Raw genomic sequence first — 19,860 nt, forward strand, 5'->3', positions numbered from 1 at the left:
TTTGCTTCAATAACAAACAGGGTTACAAAAGTAATGATGAAAACCTCAGTGAAAGAGCGGGACTAAACTTCCTTTCTTTCTCTTACCTTTGCGCACTATGACACAAGAAAAATTACAGGATATGCGGTCCCGCATTGCCGGGATAAGGAGGTTTCTTTGACGTCGAGAACCGACGATATAAAATTGAAGAAGACAAGCAGCTTTCGCTAAGCCCCGGGTTTTGGGATGATAATAAGCGGGCAACAGAAATCTTAAAAAATACCAAGGTCAACGAATACTGGGTAAAACTGTATGAGACAACGGAAACGGCTGTCGAGGACTTTGCTGTGCTTTTTGAGTTTTGGAAAGCGGGTGATGCTACGGAAGAGGAGACGAAAGAAGCCTATCAAAAAGCATTGGATATGCTGGATGATGCAGAATTCAAGGCCACATTGAATGAACCCGAGGATGAATTACCGGCGGTTTTACAAATCAACTCTGGTGCCGGCGGTACCGAAAGCCAGGACTGGGCCGAAATGCTGGCCCGCATGTACCGCATGTATGGTGAAAAACAAGGTTGGAAAGTAACGGAATTGGATTGGGTTTGGGGCGACGGCGCTGGTATCAAAACAGCCACCTTACAGTTTGATGGTGAATTCGCCTATGGCTTCTTAAAAGCGGAAAGTGGCGTTCACCGGTTGGTACGCATTTCGCCTTTTGATAGCAATGCAAGAAGGCATACCTCTTTTTGTTCAGTGTTTGTATATCCTCTTGTCGATGATACCATCAATATCGAAATCAAAGATGCCGACGTGAAAATGGAAACGGCACGCAGTGGCGGCGCAGGTGGTCAGAACGTAAACAAGGTGGAAACAAAAGTGATGCTAACGCATATTCCAACGGGTATCGTGGTTGTATGTCAAACGGAGCGGTCCCAGCTAGGCAACCGTGAAAAGGCGATGACGATGTTGAAAAGCCGTTTGTATGAAGAGGAGTTGAGAAAGAGAAATGAATTGAGGGATGCTACGAATGCGAATAAGAAAAAAATAGAGTGGGGCAGCCAGATACGCAGTTATGTTTTTCATCCTTATAAAATGATCAAGGATCATCGCACGGAGTATGAAGTAGGAAATGTACAACCGGTAATGGATGGTGAACTGGATGGTTTTATCAAAGCATATTTGATGAGTGAGAAGGAAAATACAACCCCCTAAATCCCCCTACGAAGACTCTGAATGTTTGAATATTAAAAACAATGAAATTTTCACTGAGCCTGAAACTTATTACTAAAAATACAATCACATTTAATCACGCAATAAGTCCCGACGTGCCGGGATTTGGAGGGTTTTAAACATGAGTATAGGAACATTTTCATATCCAATGCCGGCAAACGAACCGGTACTCACATATGCACCGGGATCTCCGGAACGAAAAAGATTGAAAGAAGTATTGAAGGAGTTGAAGAATGAAGAGACTGATGTGCCCATGTATATTGGAAGCAAAGAAGTAAGAACAAATAAAAAAATAGCTCTTCATCCGCCGCATGAACTAAGACATACCCTCGGTTATTTTCATACCGGTGAAGAAAAACATATCGAACAGGCGATTGAAGCTGCCCTTGCAGCAAAAGAAAATTGGGCAGGCATGAGTTGGGAAAACCGGGCTGGTATTTTTTTAAAAGCAGCCGATCTTATGGCTACCAAATACCGGCCATATATGAACGGTACGACGATGCTTGGTCAAAGTAAAAACGCATTCCAGGCCGAGATTGATTCGGCTTGTGAGCTGATTGACTTTTTGCGCTTCAATGTTCATTTCTTGAGTGAAATATATAAACAGCAACCGATCAGCAGCCCGGGCATGCACAACCGGATGGAGTATCGTCCGTTGGAAGGATTTGTATTGGCTGTAACGCCATTCAACTTTACAGCAATTGGTGGCAACCTTCCTACATCAGCAGCCATGTGTGGAAACGTGGTTATATGGAAACCGGCTAACACACAAGTATACTCGGCGCAAATGACGATGCGGATTCTGAAAGAAGCCGGTTTGCCCGACGGTGTTATTAATTTAATTTATGTCGATGGTCCCACCTTAGGCAAAGTATGTTTTAATCATAAGGATTTTGCCGGTGTGCATTTCACTGGTTCAACCGGTGTGTTCAATAATATGTGGGAAACCATTGGAAAGAATATGGCTATGTACAGATCTTATCCCCGTATTGTTGGCGAAACAGGCGGTAAAGATTTTGTAGTAGCACATAAAAGCGCCGATCCTGATGTAGTAGCTACAGCTTTGTTGCGTGGTGCATTCGAGTTCCAGGGACAAAAATGTTCTGCTGCATCAAGAGCTTATATTCCAAGTAATATTGCTGAAGAAGTAAAAAAGAAACTCATTGCAGGCGTAAAGAGTTTTAAAATGGGATCGGTGGAAAATTTTTCCAATTTTATCAATGCCGTGATTGATGAAAAAAGCTTTGACAAGATCAAAACTTATATCGATAATGCTAAGAAGGATAAAAAAGCGGAAATATGGGTAGGTGGTAAATGTGATAAAAAGGAAGGCTATTTTGTGCAGCCCACTGTTATAGAAGCAAAGGATCCGAAATATGTAACCATGTGTGAAGAGATCTTTGGTCCCGTGTTGACGGTTTATATTTATCCTGCCAATAGTTTTGACAAGACATTAGAGTTGGTAGATACAACGTCTCCCTATGCATTAACAGGGTCCATTATTGCCCGGGACAGGGCGGCTGTAGAGTTGGCAACTGTAAAACTTCGCAATGCTGCTGGTAATTTTTATATCAACGATAAGCCTACCGGCGCTGTAGTAGGGCAACAACCATTTGGGGGAGCCAGGGCCAGCGGCACCAATGATAAGGCTGGAAGCATTTTAAATTTATACCGTTGGTTAAGTGCCAGAACAATAAAGGAAACATTTAATCCTCCTGTCGATTATCATTACCCGTTTATGGGAGAAGAATAGAATCAGCATAATATTCATAAAGAAGCTTGCAAGATTTTGCAGGCTTTTTTTATATAAGCTACATCACTTCATTCTTCACTATTATCACGCGTTAACTTGTGAGATCATTAATGTAAGAAATTGATCATACATTCAGTAAGCTGTACTTCAACGATAATAAAATGAGTGGTTTTACGCAATTTGGATGCTTTTCATGTAAAGTCATTATTAATTTAAGTCAGTTGATTTATGTTTGCGCCCGATTTTATTAACCATTAAATCAATTTTAAAAAAACAAATTATGAAAAAGATTTTCTTAGCGATTTGCATTATGGCTTCATCGGCGGTTTTTGCTCAACAAGGAAATAACCAAATTGGTGTAGGTGCAGATGTTGGTATACCTACAGGCGATTTAGGTGATGGAATTAAAACTGGATTTGGGGGTTATGCCAAAGGTCTTTTTGGTATTGGTGAAGCGGGCCAGATAACTTTTACAACCGGGTACACTACTTACAAATTTAAAGGGGGATTTGATGGTAACTATCATATTGTTCCCTTATTAGCAGGTTACCGTCATAATTTCAGTGGCTTTTATGCCGAGCCTCAAATTGGTTATGGTATTTACGGAAGCAAAATCACCGGCCTGGGAAGCAGTTCTGAAGGCGCTTTTACCTGGGCGGTTGGATTTGGCTATGTTGTAAGCAATGTTGACTTCGGAGCCCGTTATCAGAGCGGTCACAAAGATGGATCGTCAACTGCTCTCGTTGGTATTCATGTTGGATATAACTTCTCGCTTGGTAGCAAATAAGCTAAAATTGATATGATTTTTTTAAAAAGACCGGAACTCCGGTCTTTTTTGTTTTTGCACGAGTAACCGGAAAATTTTCGGTGACCAGATAACTGTAAAACACAATGCTGTATTTTATAGCTATTTGGCATGATTTTTAAAAACTTATAAGGTGGGTACCTTATGTAGAAATTTTTATTTAAATCATGCATTTATGAAACGACTATTTTTTGTTTTCGCAACTTTATTTTTTTCGACGCTATTTGTGTCAGCACAGGAAACACATTTTGGCTTGAAAGCCGGTTTAAATGTTTCCAGTGTTAATAATTCGCCCGGCACTGACTATGAAAGTAAAGCGGGTTTGCATGTAGGCGGTTTGGCGCATATTCATATAAGCCGTCATTTTGCGTTGCAACCGGAAGTAGTATATTCCATGCAAGGAGGAAAATTTGACGATGTTAAATTGAAGCTGAACTACATCAACATTCCTTTACTGGCCCAATACATGGTAGATAATGGTTTTCGGTTGCAGACAGGCCCGCAGTTGGGGCTTTTGGTATCATCGAAACGGGAAGAAGGGGATGTGGAAGTGAATTTAGAGGACAATTTTTCCACAGTAGACTTCTCCTGGGCCTTTGGAATGGGTTATCTTTTCCCCTCAGGGTTTGGTTTGGATGCCCGGTACAATTTGGGGATTAACGACATCTATGAGCCAGGTGCAGCCAAACTAAAAAACAGTGTTTTCCAGGTTGGCCTTTTCTACCAGTTTATGCACAACAATGCAACGAAAAGAAAATAAAAAGCGAAACGATTTTTTAATAAAGCCTCTTAACGGAGGCTTTATTATTTTTACAAAAATTATTTACTTGAAATCGATTCTTTCCGAACAGCAACTGGCGATAACTATTAAACGGCTGGCCCACCAAATCCTGGAAAATAATAGCGAACTCACAAATACGGTGTTAATTGGCCTGCAGCCAAGAGGGATTTTTCTTTCCGACAGGGTAGTGGCGGAAATAAAAAAGGAATTTCCAACGGTGCCTGTTGCTTACGGAAAGCTCGACATCACCTTTTATCGTGATGATGTGCGAAAGGAACTTCATATTGCCAATCAAACAGACATTCCATTTTCAATAGAAGGGAAAAAAGTGGTTCTTATCGACGATGTGTTATATACCGGCAGAACGATAAGAGCTGCATTAGACGCATTACTCGATTTTGGCCGACCCGAAAAAGTTGAGCTATGTATATTGATCGATCGTCGCTTTAGCCGGCAGCTTCCCATACAGCCGGACTATGTTGGTAAGGCAATCGATTCCATTATTTCACAAAAAGTAAGAGTGCTTTGGAAAGAACGGGACGGAAAGGAAGAGGTAATTATATTAGATTAACGTCCAGGGGGCAGAAGACTGAAGTACAATGTCAGGCGTCTGACCTCTGACCTCCGATTTCGGGCTTCCGATTAAATGTTTTTCCCTTAATTTCGCTTTTTAATGCAACTATCTACTCGACATTTACTAGGCATTAAAGACCTGACGGCTACAGACATCTCCCTTATTTTACAAACAGCAGAACAATTCAAAGAAGTTTTACAACGTCCTGTAAAAAAAGTGCCTTCCCTGCGTGACGTTGTGGTGGTAAACCTGTTTTTCGAGAATTCTACCCGCACCCGCATATCTTTTGAGCTGGCTGAAAAGCGTCTCTCCGCGGACACGATTAGTTTTACTGCTTCGTCATCCTCCGTGGCAAAAGGTGAAACACTACTGGATACGGTGAATAATATTTTATCGATGAAAGTGGATATGGTAGTAATGCGCCACAGTGCCAGCGGGGCGCCGCATTTTTTGGCAAAACATATTCCGGCCGCCATTATCAATGCCGGAGATGGTATCAATGAACACCCGACGCAAGGATTGCTTGACGCCTTATCCATCAAAGAAAAACTCGGCAAACTCGAAGGGATAAAAGTGGCTATCATCGGCGATATTATGCACAGCCGGGTAGCACAAAGTAATATTTACCTGCTGAAAAAAATGGGCGCAGAAGTTACAGTTTGCGGGCCGCCCACATTAATACCAAAATATATTGCAGAAGCACTGAATGTAAACGTTAGTTATAATTTGAAAGAAACATTGGAGTGGTGTGATGTGGCCAATGTGTTACGGATTCAGTTGGAAAGACAAAACCAGGTTTTGTTTTCTTCGTTGCGTGAATATAACCTTGCTTATGGGATCAGCCGGAAAATGCTGGATAGCCTGCATAAAGAAATTGTGATTATGCACCCGGGCCCCATCAATCGTGGTGTAGAACTGGACAGCGATGTAGCGGATAGCAAACAATCCATTATTTTGCAGCAGGTAGAAAACGGCGTGGCGGTTAGGATGGCGGCTTTGTATTTATTAAGTCCCCAAACCGCCTGATCCTTCGGCGTGCTCAGGAGGGCTTAGTGAAGTATATTTATAAATTTATTACAATAAACCGATTCTCATTTTGTGGAGGTCTTAAAGTCCTCCCTTTAGGGAGGATTTAGGAGGGTTTCTTTTATGTCCCGTATTTGCTTGTTTCCCGGCACCTTTGATCCGCTTACCCTTGGCCATGTTGATATCATTAACCGGGCTTTGCCCTTATTCGACAAAATAATTGTTGGCATAGGAACCAATGTTGCCAAAGCACCCATGTTTTCGGCGGAGCAAAGAGTAGCCTGGATCAAAGAAATCTACAAGAATGAATCAAGAGTAGAAGGAGCTTTTTATGAAGGATTGACAGTAAATTTTTGTAAAAAAATCGGGGCTAAATTTATCCTGCGGGGCATTCGTTATGTCAGCGATTTTGAATACGAAAAAACGATTGCTGATGCTAACAGAACGCTTGATAGCAGCATCGAAACGATTTTTTTAACTGGCGAACCGAAGTATACGTCCGTAGCGTCTACCATTGTTCGGGATATTATCCGCAATGGCGGAGACGCCAGCCATTTTTTGCCCGACGTAGTGTCGAAGTCAATAACAAAGTAAAGTCATGAATATTTGGTACAACAAAGAATTGGTGATTGATGATCTGCATTCTTTTTTTAAAGGTAATATGGCAGAACATCTTGGCATCGAGTGGCTGGAACTGGGCGGTGATTTCTTAAAAGCAAAAATGCCGGTTGATCATCGGACGAATCAGCCTTACGGATTGCTGCATGGCGGCGCCTCCTGCGTGCTTGCTGAATCTATTGGCAGTATAGCTTCGGCTATGGTCGTTGATCATTCACAATTTGTTTGTGTCGGACTTGAAATAAATGCAAATCACGTTCGCAGTGCAAGGCAAGGATATGTAACCGGTGTTGCCCAACCTCTTCACTTAGGTTCTAATACACATGTGTGGGATATTAAAATTTACGATGAGATAGGAAAACTGGTTTGTATAAGCCGGCTTACTGTCGCTATCATTCCACGTAAAGAATCATTTAGACCTACCAGCCTCTAATACGTCAACCACTGATGGAAAAGCTTCTTTCATGTATTTTAAAAGATCCTTGTCGCTAACCCAAATCACTTGTTGAATATCTTCTTCGGTTTGTGGTACCAGGCCCTGGTTGCTTTGGGTTTTCATCTTGTACCAATGCGACTCTTTTAAAATAAATTTTGTTCCTTCATGATAGGTGTGGTAAGTGACCAGTAGCGGTCCCAGCAGTTTTATATTTTGTAAACCGGTTTCTTCTTCCACTTCCCGTACGGCACATTCTTCAAGGCTTTCGCCTTTATCCAGCTTACCTTTCGGAAGATCCCACTTGCCACGGCGAAATATGAGGAGATTTTCAGCCTGCCCATTTTTTACCAGTCCGCCGGCAGCCTGCACCAGGGTAAATTTTTTAAAGAAAGCTTTTTTCAACTCTTCCAGGTTGGGATGAAAAAAAACACCGGCATGAATTTTTTCCAATTGCATTTCATAGATCATCGACTTGACCGTGTGGGTATCTAATTCATCGATGAATACAGCATCGTCATGATGTACAAAAGGCTCCACCACTTCATCGATATTGTCGCAGAGAAACAAGGGTTTGTCGTTAAAGTAAATTTTTATATACATATTTATAAAGATACAGGGAACAAGAAAGAAATCAAGGTACAAGGTACAGGGAGAAAGAATACTACTGCCTGAACTTGTTTCCTGAATCTTGTCCCTTGTTCCTTTATCTTTTTATCTTCGCCGCATGACAGATACGAAAACAGTTGCCGAAAAACTATTACAGGCTAATGCGGTAAAATTAAATGTAAAAGAACCTTATACCTGGGCCAGCGGATGGAAAAGCCCCATCTACTGCGATAACCGAAGGGTTTTATCGTTTCCCTTTACAAGAGATTTTATAAAATCAGAATTGTGTAACGTGGTTTTTTCAAAATTCCCGGAAGCTGAGTTGCTGGCGGGCGTTGCAACAGCCGGGATTGCATGGGGAGCTATGACAGCTGACCAATTGAAATTACCCTATATATACGTAAGACCAAAACCCAAAGAACATGGGCTGGGAAACCAGATCGAAGGATTTTATGAAAAAGGACAGAAAACAGTGGTGATTGAAGACCTGGTGTCAACCGGGAAAAGCAGCCTGCAGGTGGTAGATGTGCTAAAGGAACAGGGACTGGAGGTGATTGGCATGGTGTCAATTTTTACCTATGGTTTCCCGGTTGCAGATGAAGCCTTTGCCAAAAGTGGTATCCAGTATTATTCCCTTACAAACTATCCGTCGCTTATCGAGCTGGCGGTAGAGAATGGAACGGTGTCTGCGAGTGAGCAGGATGTTTTGTTAAAATGGCGGGACGATCCTGCTAATTGGAAAGGAGTTTTGTAATTTGGTTTTTCAAAATGTACAGAATGAAAATTTTCATAGCACTGGTGATGACCTGTTTTTCAATGGCAGCTTTTTCGCAGCAAAAAGTTGTTGAAACGGCAAAGATCAAAACCCCCAATGCTCTTTGCGAAGCTTGCAAGCCGAGAATTGAAACATATGTAAAGAGAATTGATGGTGTCCTCTCCATTAATGTTAACTATCGCAAAGGTGAAACAACGGTAAAGTACCTAACTGATCGTACAAACATTGAAGAGATTAAAACAGCTATAGCCAATATGGGCTACGATGCAGATGATATTCCGGCCAATGAGGAGTCGTATAAAAGATTACCAAAAACCTGTAAGAAGTTTGAAGATGGTGGCGGTCATCCAAAACCAAAGGTGCCAGCCGCTGAACCTGCTCAATAAATGAATTATCCCGGCGCCTGGCCGGGATTTTTATTGGTAGTTTAATTTTCAGAAGATATTCTGTAATACCACAAATCCGTCTATCAAATTCAAGAAAAAACAAAATGACCTTATAAGAGCAGCCTGTTATTTATTTGAATAGCTCACGCAGATTTTGCTTTCCCTGGTAGTTTAAATTAAAATTTCTAAAAATACCGCCTTTGCCTGCTTTGGCCCTGCCATTGATCCTGATATTTACTTCTTCATTTAGCAGAGCAGTTAAAGAATGCCTGAGTACCTGCTTCATATCTATCACCAGCTTTACCGGTACCAGGAAATCACTATTAGCCGGAATGTTTACCAGGGAGTCAACCATGAAATGACCGAGATAGGTGCTATCCATCCAGGCGTCACCTTCTGCTTGTTTTAATTGCCCTTTAAAATTATTGGGATTAAAATAGCGCATGTCCAGGGTGACGGATGAATTAGAGAAATTTAGCCTGTCGCCTTTTACATTCTCTATATTCTTAAATACGGGGTCTTTCATATCCCGGCAGGACACAAGACCGCTTACTACAAGTAGTGCCAGCAATAAATTTTTCATGATAGTTGCAAAATAGGTAATGTGTTTTTCATTTGAAAATCAGGCCTGTTAAAAAACCGGGAATGATTCAAATAAGCTACTGGAACATAAAACCCGGTTTTTCACGTTCTTTGTATAGAAAATACGTTGATTATGCGGCTTGTTTTTTTGTTTTTGCTTACCATTTCTTTCCAGTCATTTGGACAATGGAAGGATTTTATCATCAGTGTGAGGGGCGATACATTAAACCGGGTGGATATGAAGGGTAAAAAACAGGGCCCCTGGGTGATTCATGTAGATGAATTGAGAGGCGAGGAGGGCTATGATGAACAGGGCTATTTTATTGATGACAGGAAAGATGGTAAATGGGTGAAATTTTCACTTATGGGTGATAAACTATCGGAAGAAAATTATCGTTGGGGCAGTCTTGATGGGAAATCAAGATACTATTCACGCCGCGGCGGTTTGATTCGTGAAGAAAGCTGGAGGGCCATTGAACCCGGCAGAACTTTCGATACCGTGGATATATTGGACGTGATTGATCCAACCAAAGTAGTGGATAGGGTAGTAGTGAAAGTTGAAGGTTCTACGATGAAACACGGCACCTGGAAATATTTCGATCCGGAATGGGGCACCATTTTAAAGACAGAGGAATATTGGGCTGATAAAATCAAGACCGGCGATGCCTTGCCGATAGCCGGTTCTGATGATGACGAAGAACTTAAGCCCATTGGTTTTAGCGATCCGAAAGCAAAAACTGAGGCTGCAGGTAAAAAGACGGTTCCCAAACCCCAGGCTATTTTAGATTATGAAAAAAAGAATAAAAAGAAAAAGATAAAAGTGAGGGATGGAAGTACGGGGTATTAAAAAATTGCTCCTTAGTTAATAATAAAGTCAATGTAAAAATCCATCGATAATTTTTTTCGATGGCGTGCTGAATTGGTGAAATAGACGTATCATTTTATTTTTTTCTTCAACCATGCATCGGTTTTTCTTATAAACGGGGCCGACTTGTCCGAAAGAATTTCCTTGTCGATTGTTATTAGATAATGGCAACCGTTTTGAATACACAGATCATAAAGATAATTGTCTTTTGCGTCCTTTGACAGCCGGTATATATTGTGGGGTGCATATAGAATGATAAAGGGAGAAATTAACTGTATGATCTTATCTGCCTCGCTGGGGGTAAAATTGAACCCTGATATCAACGCTTCATGTATTTCACCGAGCAGGTAGTTGTCCCGCATATACAATCAAATTATTATTGGAAATATAACGCAGCAGGGTAGAAGTTTTAAAATGTCCTGCATACTTTACCCATACGCAACTCTATCAATGCAACATTTTTTTATTGTTGGCATATCTGTTATTGCGTATAAAAGTGGTGAGTTTTACAATTTCGTCATCAGTCTTTTTTAGTGGAGCTTTTTTTTTCTTCAACCGGGCTTCAAAAGCTCTCATTTCTGCAAGGGCATCCGCAGAGAATAGTTCCATACGCAGCAATTGTTTTTCTTCTGCTGATAGTTTTTTTATCGCTGATAATAGCGTTTTAAATGGAGATGATTGTACTTTTTCTTTTACGACACGCATATATTCTTGTTACACTATAAATATAACATTTTTTAGCGCCTTTTTTACATCGTATTCATTTTGTCAAAATGACTTCTGAAAAATAGTAACTGGTATTTAATTGCATTACCCCAGTAATTCCAATCATGCTTACCGGGGCGTTCAATATAGTCATGCGGGATTTTTAATGCAACCATTTTCTTATGCAGGTCGTGGTTGATAGTATAGAAAAAATCTTCGGTGCCACAATCTATGATTATCGCCAGGGAGTCTTTTGGATAATTTTCAACAATATTGATGACGGAGTATTGTTTCCAGTTATCCGCATGAGAAACGGTATCGCCTATGCGTTTGATGATATCGAATTTGTTTCTGGATGCATTTAAGTCAACACCCCCGCTCATACTGCCACAGGCGCCGAATATATCGGCATGGCGAAATCCTAAAAAAAGTCCGCCATGACCGCCCATGCTCAACCCGGTGATAGCTCTTCCTTTTCTTCCTTTGATGGTTGGATAATGTGCATCAATATACTCAGGTACTTCTTTAGCGATATATGTTTCGTATTTCATGGATGAATCAACAGGGCTGTCAAAATACCAGCTGCTATAATCTCCATCCGGACAAACGATCATCAATTTATATTCATCTGCATATTGCTTTAGTGCCGGTACTTTTAAAATCCAATCGCTATACTTACCACTGTAGCCGTGTAATAAGTATACAACTGGAAAGACTGTTGTTTTGTCTTTTTTCTTTCCTGGTTTTATCACTATGCATTTGATATTTTTCGACATAGCCTTACTGTAAATAACCACGGTATCCACAATAGCAGCCGAGGAGTTTATGGCAAATGCGATCAACAGTATAATGATGAAATGCTTTCTCATGCATTAAAGATAAAAAAAGGAGGCATTCGTTTGTGAATGCCTCCGCTATTAATGATTCAATTATTGCTGAACAGGAAACTTAAAATCCTTTCTTTTCTTTTGCTTTCTGCATCGGGTTAATGCCCTGACTTTGTCCACGGGCTGCACCGGCTTTTTGTTTGAAGATCGTGAATTTAGAAGGCTGTGGTATCTCGTTCCAGCTGTTATTATCCGTGTTGATATCAGCTGTTTCCCTGAATGGGTCCAATTTGATGGAAGCCACTTCTTTATTTTTCACAAATGTCTTCACCACTTTATTTTCATTGTGGCGCCAAACCTGTGCGGGAATGCGATCTACTTCTGTAGTGCCATCCTTATAGGTCCACTCAACGATGATTGGCATTACAAGGCCGCCTTTGTTACTGAAAGTAAGTTCATACATATTGGCATTGCCATACTTTTCTTTTTCTTCTGCATTCAAAGCCTCTGCTTCTCTTGCAGGAAGTTTTACCTCATAGGAGGTGCTGTCGTAAGGCTCCAGGCCACGGGCATATCTCCAGTAAAAGTCACGCAGCGTGGTATCAGCATCGGTTTCAAAGCGAAGACCGGCGCCACGGTTACGAATTTTTGAAAGATCATCGTAGGCAGATGTTTGTGGTTTGTCAAGCTTACGGGTAATAGTTCTTTCTTTTGAATCAGGCGGAGCCGCTGCCAGGTCAGCTTTTGCAAACTTTACGGTATCCAATGAAATATCGCAGGCATCCGTTCCATAGAACCAACCTCTCCAGAACCAGTCAAGATCTTCACCACTGGCATCTTCCATCGTACGAAAAAAGTCAGCTGGTTCAGGATGTTTAAAAGCCCATCTTCTTGCATATTCCTTAAATGCATAGTCAAATAACTCACGACCCATGATGGTCTCACGTAACATATTCAAACCAGTTGCAGGTTTTGTATACGCATTGGGCCCGAAGCCGATAATGTTCTCAGAGTTGCTCATGATTGGTTCCAACTGATCTTTGGGCAGTTTCATATAGTCAACAATTGTATAAGCGGGGCCTTTGCCTCTAACGGGAAATTTGTTATCCCACGATTCTTCCGTCAGGTATTCAACAAACGAGTTCAATCCTTCGTCCATCCAGCTCCATTGACGTTCGTCACTGTTGATGATCATCGGGAAGAAGTTGTGTCCTACTTCGTGGATGATCACACCAAGCATTCCATATTTTGTTCCTTCACTGTAGCTACCATCTTTTTCAGTACGACCATAGTTAAAGCAAATCATAGGGTATTCCATACCGTTTGCCGCTTCTATACTTTGCGCTACCGGGTAAGGATAAGGAATAGTGAATTTGGAATAGCTTTTAATGGTATGAGCAACAGCTTTGGTAGAAAAAGGACGATACAAACCATAAGCTTCTTTTCCATAAAAACTCATAGCCATGATTTTTTTGCCTTCAACTGTTACCGGCATTGCATCCCAAACAAATTTGCGGCTACTGGTCCAGGCGAAATCCCTGACGTTATCAGCTTTATAGATCCATGTCTTTGTTTTGGTGCCTGCCTGCCCGGTAGGCAGGCTTTTATTTTTTTCCGCAGCTTTTGCTTCGGCTAGTGTAACTATTTCAACCGGTTCTTTGCTGGTTTGCGCTTTTTTCCAGCGAGCCAATTGCTCAGGAGTAAGGTTAGCAGCATAGTTCAAACATTCCCCTGTCGAGCCTACTACGTGGTCTGCAGGCACGGTCATTTGCACCTTAAAGTTGCCAAAGGTCAACGCAAATTCACCACGGCCTGTGAACTGGTGATTTTGCCAGCCCTGGAAATCGCTGTACACACACAGTCGGGGATACCATTGAGCCATCGTAAACAGGTGGTTGCCATCTTCCGGAAAATATTCATAACCACCGCGTCCGCCATCAGACATACGATCAGAAATTTTATAATTCCAATCGAGTTTGAAAACGAAGCGTTGGCCGGCTTTTAGTTCTGCAGGTAATTCAACACGCATCATCGTTTTATTGATAGTGTACTTCAATGCCTTACCTGTAGCATCTGTTAATTTAAGAATGTTGAAACCAAAGCCATTATCAGAAGTAGTGGACGTAGCTCTATCCAACTGTTTTGGATTCACCTGGCTGATCATCCGGTTGCTGGTCTGATAATTCGCATTTTTCAAATTGTTGTGCTCGTTTTCATCCAACTGCAACCAGAGATAGGTGAGTGTGTTAGGCGAGTTGTTAAAATAAGTCACCGTTTCACTACCGTTTAGTTTCAAATTCCTTTCATCCAGTTCGCATTTGATATCATAATCGGCACGTTGTTGCCAATACTTTGGGCCAGGAGCGCCACTGGCAGTGCGGTATTCGTTTGGCGTTGGCATGATGCTACCCAACTGTTCAAACTTGTTACCATGATTGCTGCCCGGATTGTTTTGAATGTTCTGTGCGACTGTTGCAGAACCTAATCCGGTCAGCATCATTAAAAGAGGACCAACCTTTTTCATGTGTTTGTTTTTATTGTTCATTTTAGAAAATGCAATGGTTTTTTAGGCAGGGATTCTTTCCAGCGCAATTTTTAATGCCAGGCTGAATACCGATGCCGATAAAAATATTACCCAATCTTTCCTGTTTACTCTCGAGAGATTAACAATCAGGTAGGCTGCTATTAATAAGATGAATACGACAACAATTTGTCCCACTTCGAGCCCTACATTAAAGCCAAATAATCCCCAGCCAATATTCTGATCCTTTGCCAGCATAAAACGAATAGAGTTGGCAAACCCCATTCCATGTATCAAACCGAAAAAGAGGGCCAAAAAATAATTGACGCGTATGGACCGCTCCGTAAATTTTTTTTGAAACAAATTAGATATGGCAGTTATCACGATGGTTACAGGGATCAGGAACTCCACCCAGTTTGAAGGAAATCGGATAATGTCGAATACACTGAGCGCAAGTGTTAGCGAATGACCAATGGTAAAAGCTGTTACGAGGATCAATACCTGTTTCCAGTCTCTTAGCAAATAGATAGCAGCAAGTGCCGCTATGAAGAGCTGGTGGTCCAATGCATCAAAGCTGATAATATGCTCCCAACCCAGTCCAAAATAAAACCCGAAATCTCCCATGATTGTTTTTAGAGGGTCGGCCTGTAAACCGTTCCTGTAATTTTAACGTCGTGTATTTGCAAGACTTCAAAATAAGCCAGACTTTTGTAACCAAAAAAAAATTTCTTTTAATGGCAACATTGTTCAATAAATGGCTTTTTGCCTTACTTATTCCGGCCGGTATATATCCAATGGGAAATGAATATGAGTGGAAACTCTTATCGCCGGAAGGAAGCGTGAATGCCATTCACCCTTTGCATGTAAGTGTGACCGAGATCAATCACAATGCCGGTGAAAAAACACTGGAAATAAGCTGCAAGTTGTTTACAGATGATTTTGAAAAAGTGCTGGGAATGAATTATAAAACCAGGGTTGACCTCATCAATCCGCCAGACAGACCGGCCATGGAAAAACTAGTGAATCAGTTTGTACAGGGGCATCTCAAAATAGAAGTGGATGGAAAGCCGGTTCAATTCCACTATCTCGGCTACGAAAAAGATAATGACGCTATTTACAGTTATTTCCAGGCTAATGATATACCTGTCGCAAAGAAAATAGAAATTACCAATAGCCTGATGCACGAGCTTTATTCAGACCAGATCAATCTAATGCATGTGATAGTGGGTGGAAAAAGAAAAAGTACGAAGTTGGATTATCCTGAAAAAGAAGCGGAGATTATTTATTAGGTTCAAAAGGTTTAAAGGGTTTAATACGTTTAAAACGGGCATTCAACTTCTGGAACTTTTTGAACTTCTTAAACCTATTCAACTAACTTACTCTTCCATTTCTTCTCTCAGCGCTTTACTGATCTTTACCATTACCTTGTCGATGCGGTGACCATCCATGTCGATAATTTCTATAGCAAATCCTTTCCATTCCAACGTATCGCCCGTGTGGGGAATACGTTCCAACCGGTGAAGGATAAAGCCAGCCAGCGTATCAAATTCCTGTTCGCCTTCATTCATCCATTCAGCCTTTTCGAAACGGGTAAGAAAATCATAAAAAGGTATCTGCGCATCTACAAGGAATGAGCCGTCTTCCCGTTCAGTAATTTCATAGTCCTCCATATCGGGTTGGGGCATTTCTCCGATGATAGCTTCCAAAATATCATTAAGAGTGATCATACCCAATATGCTTCCGTATTCATCCACGATAAAGCAGGAATGCAGTTTTGATTCCTTGAACTTTTCCATCACCTGGAAGGCCGTATTGTTTTCCGGTACAAACAAGGCAGGACGCATCAGATCCTTAAATAAGATATTATCATCACTTACATACATGTCCTTAATGGCCACAACACCTTTGATATTGTCGATCGAATTATCACAGATTGGGTAAATGGAATGTGGCTCGCCAGTTATTTTTTCTTTGATCGTTTCTTCCGTGTCATCCAAATTAAACCAAATGATATCGCTGCGATGTGTCATGAGTGAAGTAATATTTCTATCGCTTAGATGAAATACCCGCTCTATGATTTCCTGTTCGGTTTCTTCAATGGTTCCCTGTTCGGTTCCTTCACTGATGATGGCCTTGATCTCTTCTTCAGTTACCTGGGTGTCGTTGGGTTTCAGACCGAAGATCTTTACAATAATATTGCTTGATTTACTCAGCAGCCAGATAAAAGGATGCGTGGTGACGCTGATAACTCTCATTGGCTTAGCTACCGCTTTGGCTATCAATTCAGGACGGGAAAGCCCCAATCTTTTCGGCACCAGTTCACCAAATACGATTGAAAAATAAGTAACAATAATTACGACAATGGCAGTAGCTATTCCCTGACTATAAGGAATCAGCGCCGGCCATTGATTGAGAAATTCAGAAAAATTATCGGTGATTTTTTCGCCTGAGTAAATACCAGTCAGGATACCAATAACGGTTATACCCATCTGTACTGTGGAAAGAAAAGTTTCTGGTTTGTTGGCGAGCTTAAGTGCTTCTTCAGCTTTTTTGTCTCCCTTGTTTGCCTGTACTTCCAACCTGGATTTTCGTGCAGAAACCAACGCAATTTCGGCCATCGAGAAAAGGCCATTTAGCAGGATAAGGCCTGCCAGAATAAATATTTCCATTTAAGAAGAAACAGTTGATTGTACATCGAAGATAGCGATTCCGTAGCGCTTATTGAAAAGAGTGCCGGTCAGGAATCCACAAATCATTCCCAGCAATGCGCCGCCAAGAATATCGAACGGATAGTGTATGCCAATGTATATCTGTGCATAAGCAACCAATCCTGCCCAAACAAACGCAACAGCCGCCCAATTTTTTAACAAAGGTCTCGCTGTTAAAAAAAAGAATGTTGCCAAACCAAAATGGTTAGCAGCATGATTGGAAACAAAACTGTAGCCCGTAGAACAATGATCAGTTAACAGCCGTACATGTATATAAAAATCCGGATCACCGCAGGGGCGTATGCGTTGAAAAACATGTTTGAAAAGGTTATTACCGATAATATCTGTCATTGCGATTGTAGTAATAAAGAATAGAATCCACCAGGCACCTTTACCTTTGTAATTCAATAGCGCAAAAACACCAAGGAACAAATAAAGGGGCGCCCAGTTAAGTGCATAACGCATAAACGGCATCAGGCTGTCAAAAACAGGATTGGCTAGTGTGGTGTTGATTTGAATAAACAACCATTGATCCCATTTTTCAAGATTTTCTAGAAGAGAAAGCAAAAACATGGTGCCAAAAATACCGATTACCGTTTTAATGGGACAAAACATGACAAAGATTAACGAACTGACTATTGCCCGAACCGGGGAAATTATCTTCTTTTGCAATCTTCAATTTGCATAAAAAATCATAACAGATCTTCATGTTAAAAAGGTATAAAATACCGAAAACAATACTCTGGGTTATTAATCTCTTTTTAATATTCCTGTTGATCTTTACATTATTCCGGTTAGCTACTTATTTTGCTTTTAAGCCCGACAATCTTTCATTCCGGGATCTTATTCCTTCTTTTTTGATGGGAATACAATATGATCTTCGCTGGATTGCTATCATATTATTGCCGATTGTAATAGTTAGCATGTTTCAGCAGTTTTCACCTTTTTATTCGGCCCGTAATAAAAAATGGTGGACCTGGTACCTGGCTGCGGTCACCTTTGTTGTGTTTTTCTTTTTTGCCGCTGATTTTGGCAGCTTTTCTTACAATCATACCCGGCTGGATGCCGGAGCGATGAATTTTGTAGAAGACCCCGGTATCTCATTAACAATGATGTGGCAAACCTATCCATTGTTTTGGATGGTAGTTGGATTATTGATTACCGTTCTTCTTTTTCGCTGGATGTATCGTAAGAGTCACTGGCGGGTCATCACCAGTACGGATGGTCTTAAAATTCCGTACAAGAGGAAATTTTTTATCATCACTGCAATAATACTTTGTGTTTTTATTTATGGAAGAATTGCATTGACACCGCTTACCTGGAAACAATGTTTTGTATTCGAAGACAGTTTTAAGTCGTATCTCGCATTAAACCCGTTGCAAAATTTTTTCGCTACGCTTAAATTACGCAAGCCGGAGTTCAACGAGCAAAAAGCAAGAGAGGCATTTCCCGTCATGGCAGAGTGGATGCAACTACCCGATGCAACTAATTTTTCTTACCGCAGAATTATTTCCCCCGGCAGTAAAGCATTGGAGAGCCGGCCGAATATAGTGTTGGTGATGTGCGAGTCGTTCAGCATGTATAAAAGCACGATGAGCGGCAACCCGCTAAACACTACTCCATATTTTGATTCACTTTGTAAAAACGGGATATTTTTCGAACGTTGCTTTTCACCTCACTTTTCTACAGCAAGAGGATTGTTTGCGATAATTACGGGTATTCCGGATGCACAACTGTTCAAATTTTCAACCCGCAATCCGCTGGCAATAAAGCAGCATACCATCATTAATAATTTTGAGGGTTATAACAAACATTATTTTTTAGGTGGCAGCCCGGAGTTCAACAATTTTGGCGGCCTGCTTAAAAACATTGATGATTTGCAGATGCACACGGAGGGAAATTTTAAATCACCAAAGGTCAATGTTTGGGGTATCAGCGATAAAGACCTTTTCCTGGAGGCGAATAGCGTTTTCAGGCGACAGCAGAAACCTTTCTTCGCCATTATTCAAACCTCGGATAATCACAGGCCGTATATGATACCGGCCAACGACACGGATTTTGTAAGATCAATTGTATCGGAAGAAGAACTGGTCAAATATGGATTTGAGTCGCTGGATGAGTATAATACTTTTCGTTATTCCGATTACTGCTTTAAAAAATTTATGGAAGCTGCCGAAAAAGAGGTTTATTTCCATAATACCATTTTTGTTTTTATTGGTGATCACGGTGTGGCAGGTAATGCTGATGCAGTGTATCCTGCAGCATGGACAAATCAACGGTTAACAGACGAACATGTACCGTTGTTGTTTTATGCACCTTACTTATTAAAACCACAGAAAAGGAGTGAAGTAGTTTCCCAGATTGATGTGCTACCCACGATAGCCGGCATGGTTCAACAACCTTATGTCAACACTACATTGGGCCGCGATTTGTTGGATCCGGCTAAGAAAAATAATTATGCTTTTATCACCAATACGGCAGGAAGAATAGGCATGGTAACAGATGATTACTATTTCATCAAAAACCTGAACTTCCCTGATACCAGGATGGTCCCCATCCATTTTAATGATTCTGTGTATACCAGGGAAAAGAGAGATTCTGTCCGCCAGAGTTTAACAACTTTTACATCCGCATTTTTTGAAACGGCCAAATACCTGATCATGAATAATAAAAAGGAATAG

General features: G+C 41.0%; 22 protein-coding genes. 13 read left to right on the forward strand and 9 right to left on the reverse strand.

All coding sequences use genetic code 11. From position 1 onward, the window contains the following. The first annotated feature begins 97 nt into the window (after positions 1 to 97). From prfB to ACFEL9_RS24565, 8 genes are all read left to right on the forward strand, one after another. Positions 98 to 1,193 (forward strand): peptide chain release factor 2 gene (gene prfB, locus ACFEL9_RS24530; RefSeq protein ID WP_385895594.1). Its coding sequence is split into 2 segments (ribosomal slippage): positions 98 to 157 and positions 159 to 1,193, totalling 1,095 coding nucleotides; the frame shifts between segments, so codons are not numbered across the junction. Positions 1,194 to 1,332: 139 nt separating this feature from the next. Continuing rightward, entirely contained in the window at positions 1,333 to 2,964 is a 1,632-nt protein-coding gene (gene pruA / locus ACFEL9_RS24535; protein WP_385895597.1) for an L-glutamate gamma-semialdehyde dehydrogenase, read from the forward strand. A gap of 280 nt (positions 2,965 to 3,244) precedes the next feature. Beyond that, positions 3,245 to 3,751: a hypothetical protein gene (locus ACFEL9_RS24540; RefSeq protein WP_385895599.1), complete on the forward strand. Its 507-nt coding sequence runs from the start codon at positions 3,245 to 3,247 to the stop codon at positions 3,749 to 3,751. Positions 3,752 to 3,944: 193 nt separating this feature from the next. Then, positions 3,945 to 4,529, forward strand: coding sequence for a porin family protein (locus ACFEL9_RS24545; protein WP_385895601.1), 585 nt, complete (start codon positions 3,945 to 3,947; stop codon positions 4,527 to 4,529). Positions 4,530 to 4,596: 67 nt separating this feature from the next. After that, a complete protein-coding gene (gene pyrR / locus ACFEL9_RS24550) occupies positions 4,597 to 5,121 on the forward strand; it encodes a bifunctional pyr operon transcriptional regulator/uracil phosphoribosyltransferase PyrR (RefSeq protein WP_385895603.1) in 525 nt (174 codons plus the stop codon). A 102-nt stretch (positions 5,122 to 5,223) separates the two neighbouring features. After that, entirely contained in the window at positions 5,224 to 6,150 is a 927-nt protein-coding gene (locus ACFEL9_RS24555; RefSeq protein ID WP_385895606.1) for an aspartate carbamoyltransferase catalytic subunit, read from the forward strand. A gap of 123 nt (positions 6,151 to 6,273) precedes the next feature. Then, positions 6,274 to 6,744 (forward strand): pantetheine-phosphate adenylyltransferase, encoded by a 471-nt coding sequence (gene coaD / locus ACFEL9_RS24560; protein WP_385895608.1) that lies wholly within the window; start codon positions 6,274 to 6,276, stop codon positions 6,742 to 6,744. A gap of 4 nt (positions 6,745 to 6,748) precedes the next feature. Continuing rightward, positions 6,749 to 7,201: a hotdog fold thioesterase gene (locus ACFEL9_RS24565; RefSeq protein ID WP_385895610.1), complete on the forward strand. Its 453-nt coding sequence runs from the start codon at positions 6,749 to 6,751 to the stop codon at positions 7,199 to 7,201. Here ACFEL9_RS24565 and ACFEL9_RS24570 read toward each other — a convergent pair. Further along, a complete protein-coding gene (locus tag ACFEL9_RS24570; RefSeq protein ID WP_385895612.1) occupies positions 7,178 to 7,804 on the reverse strand; it encodes an NUDIX hydrolase in 627 nt (208 codons plus the stop codon). The two genes, ACFEL9_RS24565 and ACFEL9_RS24570, sit on opposite strands and share 24 nt — an antisense overlap. Positions 7,805 to 7,928: 124 nt before the next feature. On the opposite strand from ACFEL9_RS24570, the gene pyrE reads away from it, so the two are divergent. Next, on the forward strand, positions 7,929 to 8,564 hold the full coding sequence (gene pyrE / locus ACFEL9_RS24575; RefSeq protein ID WP_385895614.1) for an orotate phosphoribosyltransferase: 636 nt from the start codon (positions 7,929 to 7,931) through the stop codon (positions 8,562 to 8,564). A 23-nt stretch (positions 8,565 to 8,587) separates the two neighbouring features. Further along, the gene (locus tag ACFEL9_RS24580) at positions 8,588 to 8,971 is read left to right on the forward strand and encodes a heavy-metal-associated domain-containing protein (RefSeq protein ID WP_385895615.1); all 384 of its coding nucleotides are present in this window, start codon (positions 8,588 to 8,590) and stop codon (positions 8,969 to 8,971) included. Positions 8,972 to 9,101: 130 nt separating this feature from the next. On the opposite strand, the gene ACFEL9_RS24585 is transcribed toward ACFEL9_RS24580, so the two are convergent. Beyond that, a complete protein-coding gene (locus tag ACFEL9_RS24585; RefSeq protein WP_385895618.1) occupies positions 9,102 to 9,554 on the reverse strand; it encodes a hypothetical protein in 453 nt (150 codons plus the stop codon). 132 nt (positions 9,555 to 9,686) lie between these two features. Here ACFEL9_RS24585 and ACFEL9_RS24590 point away from each other — a divergent pair, with 132 nt between their 5' ends. Then, positions 9,687 to 10,400: a toxin-antitoxin system YwqK family antitoxin gene (locus ACFEL9_RS24590; RefSeq protein ID WP_385895621.1), complete on the forward strand. Its 714-nt coding sequence runs from the start codon at positions 9,687 to 9,689 to the stop codon at positions 10,398 to 10,400. Between the two features lie 89 nt (positions 10,401 to 10,489). Here the strand turns inward: ACFEL9_RS24590 and ACFEL9_RS24595 are convergent, their stop codons facing one another. From ACFEL9_RS24595 to ACFEL9_RS24615, 5 genes are all read right to left on the reverse strand, one after another. After that, positions 10,490 to 10,780 (reverse strand): hypothetical protein, encoded by a 291-nt coding sequence (locus tag ACFEL9_RS24595; RefSeq protein ID WP_385895623.1) that lies wholly within the window; start codon positions 10,778 to 10,780, stop codon positions 10,490 to 10,492. 85 nt (positions 10,781 to 10,865) lie between these two features. Continuing rightward, positions 10,866 to 11,123: a hypothetical protein gene (locus tag ACFEL9_RS24600; protein WP_385895625.1), complete on the reverse strand. Its 258-nt coding sequence runs from the start codon at positions 11,121 to 11,123 to the stop codon at positions 10,866 to 10,868. Between the two features lie 44 nt (positions 11,124 to 11,167). Further along, entirely contained in the window at positions 11,168 to 11,992 is an 825-nt protein-coding gene (locus ACFEL9_RS24605) for an alpha/beta hydrolase (RefSeq protein WP_385895628.1), read from the reverse strand. A 79-nt stretch (positions 11,993 to 12,071) separates the two neighbouring features. Then, complete coding sequence (locus ACFEL9_RS24610) at positions 12,072 to 14,474, reverse strand: M1 family metallopeptidase (protein WP_385895630.1); 2,403 nt, start codon at positions 14,472 to 14,474, stop codon at positions 12,072 to 12,074. 42 nt (positions 14,475 to 14,516) lie between these two features. Next, positions 14,517 to 15,095: a HupE/UreJ family protein gene (locus tag ACFEL9_RS24615; RefSeq protein ID WP_385895633.1), complete on the reverse strand. Its 579-nt coding sequence runs from the start codon at positions 15,093 to 15,095 to the stop codon at positions 14,517 to 14,519. A gap of 110 nt (positions 15,096 to 15,205) precedes the next feature. Here ACFEL9_RS24615 and ACFEL9_RS24620 point away from each other — a divergent pair, with 110 nt between their 5' ends. After that, positions 15,206 to 15,760 carry a DUF6702 family protein gene (locus tag ACFEL9_RS24620; RefSeq protein ID WP_385895635.1) on the forward strand — a complete coding sequence of 185 codons (555 nt, stop codon included), beginning with the start codon at positions 15,206 to 15,208 and terminating at the stop codon, positions 15,758 to 15,760. A gap of 87 nt (positions 15,761 to 15,847) precedes the next feature. On the opposite strand, the gene ACFEL9_RS24625 is transcribed toward ACFEL9_RS24620, so the two are convergent. Both ACFEL9_RS24625 and ACFEL9_RS24630 read right to left on the reverse strand, forming a co-directional pair. Beyond that, positions 15,848 to 17,140, reverse strand: a complete 1,293-nt coding sequence (locus ACFEL9_RS24625; RefSeq protein WP_385895637.1) for a hemolysin family protein — start codon at positions 17,138 to 17,140, stop codon at positions 15,848 to 15,850. Continuing rightward, entirely contained in the window at positions 17,141 to 17,794 is a 654-nt protein-coding gene (locus ACFEL9_RS24630; protein WP_385895639.1) for a phosphatase PAP2 family protein, read from the reverse strand. 92 nt (positions 17,795 to 17,886) lie between these two features. Here ACFEL9_RS24630 and ACFEL9_RS24635 point away from each other — a divergent pair, with 92 nt between their 5' ends. After that, a complete protein-coding gene (locus tag ACFEL9_RS24635; protein ID WP_385895642.1) occupies positions 17,887 to 19,860 on the forward strand; it encodes an LTA synthase family protein in 1,974 nt (657 codons plus the stop codon).

The sequence above is a fragment of the Terrimonas alba genome (assembly GCF_042434975.1).
Classification (GTDB): domain Bacteria; phylum Bacteroidota; class Bacteroidia; order Chitinophagales; family Chitinophagaceae; genus Terrimonas_B; species Terrimonas_B alba.

What these genes read in the sequence shown, in the direction of transcription:
- ACFEL9_RS24565 (WP_385895610.1), top strand. Translation starts at nt 6,749, where the DNA reads ATGAATATTTGGTACAACAAAGAATTGGTGATTGATGATCTGCATTCT.
- coaD (WP_385895608.1), top strand. Translation starts at nt 6,274, where the DNA reads ATGTCCCGTATTTGCTTGTTTCCCGGCACCTTTGATCCGCTTACCCTT.
- ACFEL9_RS24570 (WP_385895612.1), bottom strand. Translation starts at nt 7,804, where the DNA reads ATGTATATAAAAATTTACTTTAACGACAAACCCTTGTTTCTCTGCGAC.
- ACFEL9_RS24585 (WP_385895618.1), bottom strand. Translation starts at nt 9,554, where the DNA reads ATGAAAAATTTATTGCTGGCACTACTTGTAGTAAGCGGTCTTGTGTCC.
- pruA (WP_385895597.1), top strand. Translation starts at nt 1,333, where the DNA reads ATGAGTATAGGAACATTTTCATATCCAATGCCGGCAAACGAACCGGTA.
- ACFEL9_RS24635 (WP_385895642.1), top strand. Translation starts at nt 17,887, where the DNA reads ATGTTAAAAAGGTATAAAATACCGAAAACAATACTCTGGGTTATTAAT.
- ACFEL9_RS24580 (WP_385895615.1), top strand. Translation starts at nt 8,588, where the DNA reads ATGAAAATTTTCATAGCACTGGTGATGACCTGTTTTTCAATGGCAGCT.
- ACFEL9_RS24610 (WP_385895630.1), bottom strand. Translation starts at nt 14,474, where the DNA reads ATGAAAAAGGTTGGTCCTCTTTTAATGATGCTGACCGGATTAGGTTCT.
- ACFEL9_RS24620 (WP_385895635.1), top strand. Translation starts at nt 15,206, where the DNA reads ATGGCAACATTGTTCAATAAATGGCTTTTTGCCTTACTTATTCCGGCC.
- ACFEL9_RS24555 (WP_385895606.1), top strand. Translation starts at nt 5,224, where the DNA reads ATGCAACTATCTACTCGACATTTACTAGGCATTAAAGACCTGACGGCT.
- ACFEL9_RS24630 (WP_385895639.1), bottom strand. Translation starts at nt 17,794, where the DNA reads ATGTTTTGTCCCATTAAAACGGTAATCGGTATTTTTGGCACCATGTTT.
- ACFEL9_RS24600 (WP_385895625.1), bottom strand. Translation starts at nt 11,123, where the DNA reads ATGCGTGTCGTAAAAGAAAAAGTACAATCATCTCCATTTAAAACGCTA.
- ACFEL9_RS24545 (WP_385895601.1), top strand. Translation starts at nt 3,945, where the DNA reads ATGAAACGACTATTTTTTGTTTTCGCAACTTTATTTTTTTCGACGCTA.
- ACFEL9_RS24615 (WP_385895633.1), bottom strand. Translation starts at nt 15,095, where the DNA reads ATGGGAGATTTCGGGTTTTATTTTGGACTGGGTTGGGAGCATATTATC.
- ACFEL9_RS24590 (WP_385895621.1), top strand. Translation starts at nt 9,687, where the DNA reads ATGCGGCTTGTTTTTTTGTTTTTGCTTACCATTTCTTTCCAGTCATTT.
- pyrE (WP_385895614.1), top strand. Translation starts at nt 7,929, where the DNA reads ATGACAGATACGAAAACAGTTGCCGAAAAACTATTACAGGCTAATGCG.
- ACFEL9_RS24605 (WP_385895628.1), bottom strand. Translation starts at nt 11,992, where the DNA reads ATGAGAAAGCATTTCATCATTATACTGTTGATCGCATTTGCCATAAAC.
- ACFEL9_RS24540 (WP_385895599.1), top strand. Translation starts at nt 3,245, where the DNA reads ATGAAAAAGATTTTCTTAGCGATTTGCATTATGGCTTCATCGGCGGTT.
- ACFEL9_RS24595 (WP_385895623.1), bottom strand. Translation starts at nt 10,780, where the DNA reads ATGCGGGACAACTACCTGCTCGGTGAAATACATGAAGCGTTGATATCA.
- ACFEL9_RS24625 (WP_385895637.1), bottom strand. Translation starts at nt 17,140, where the DNA reads ATGGAAATATTTATTCTGGCAGGCCTTATCCTGCTAAATGGCCTTTTC.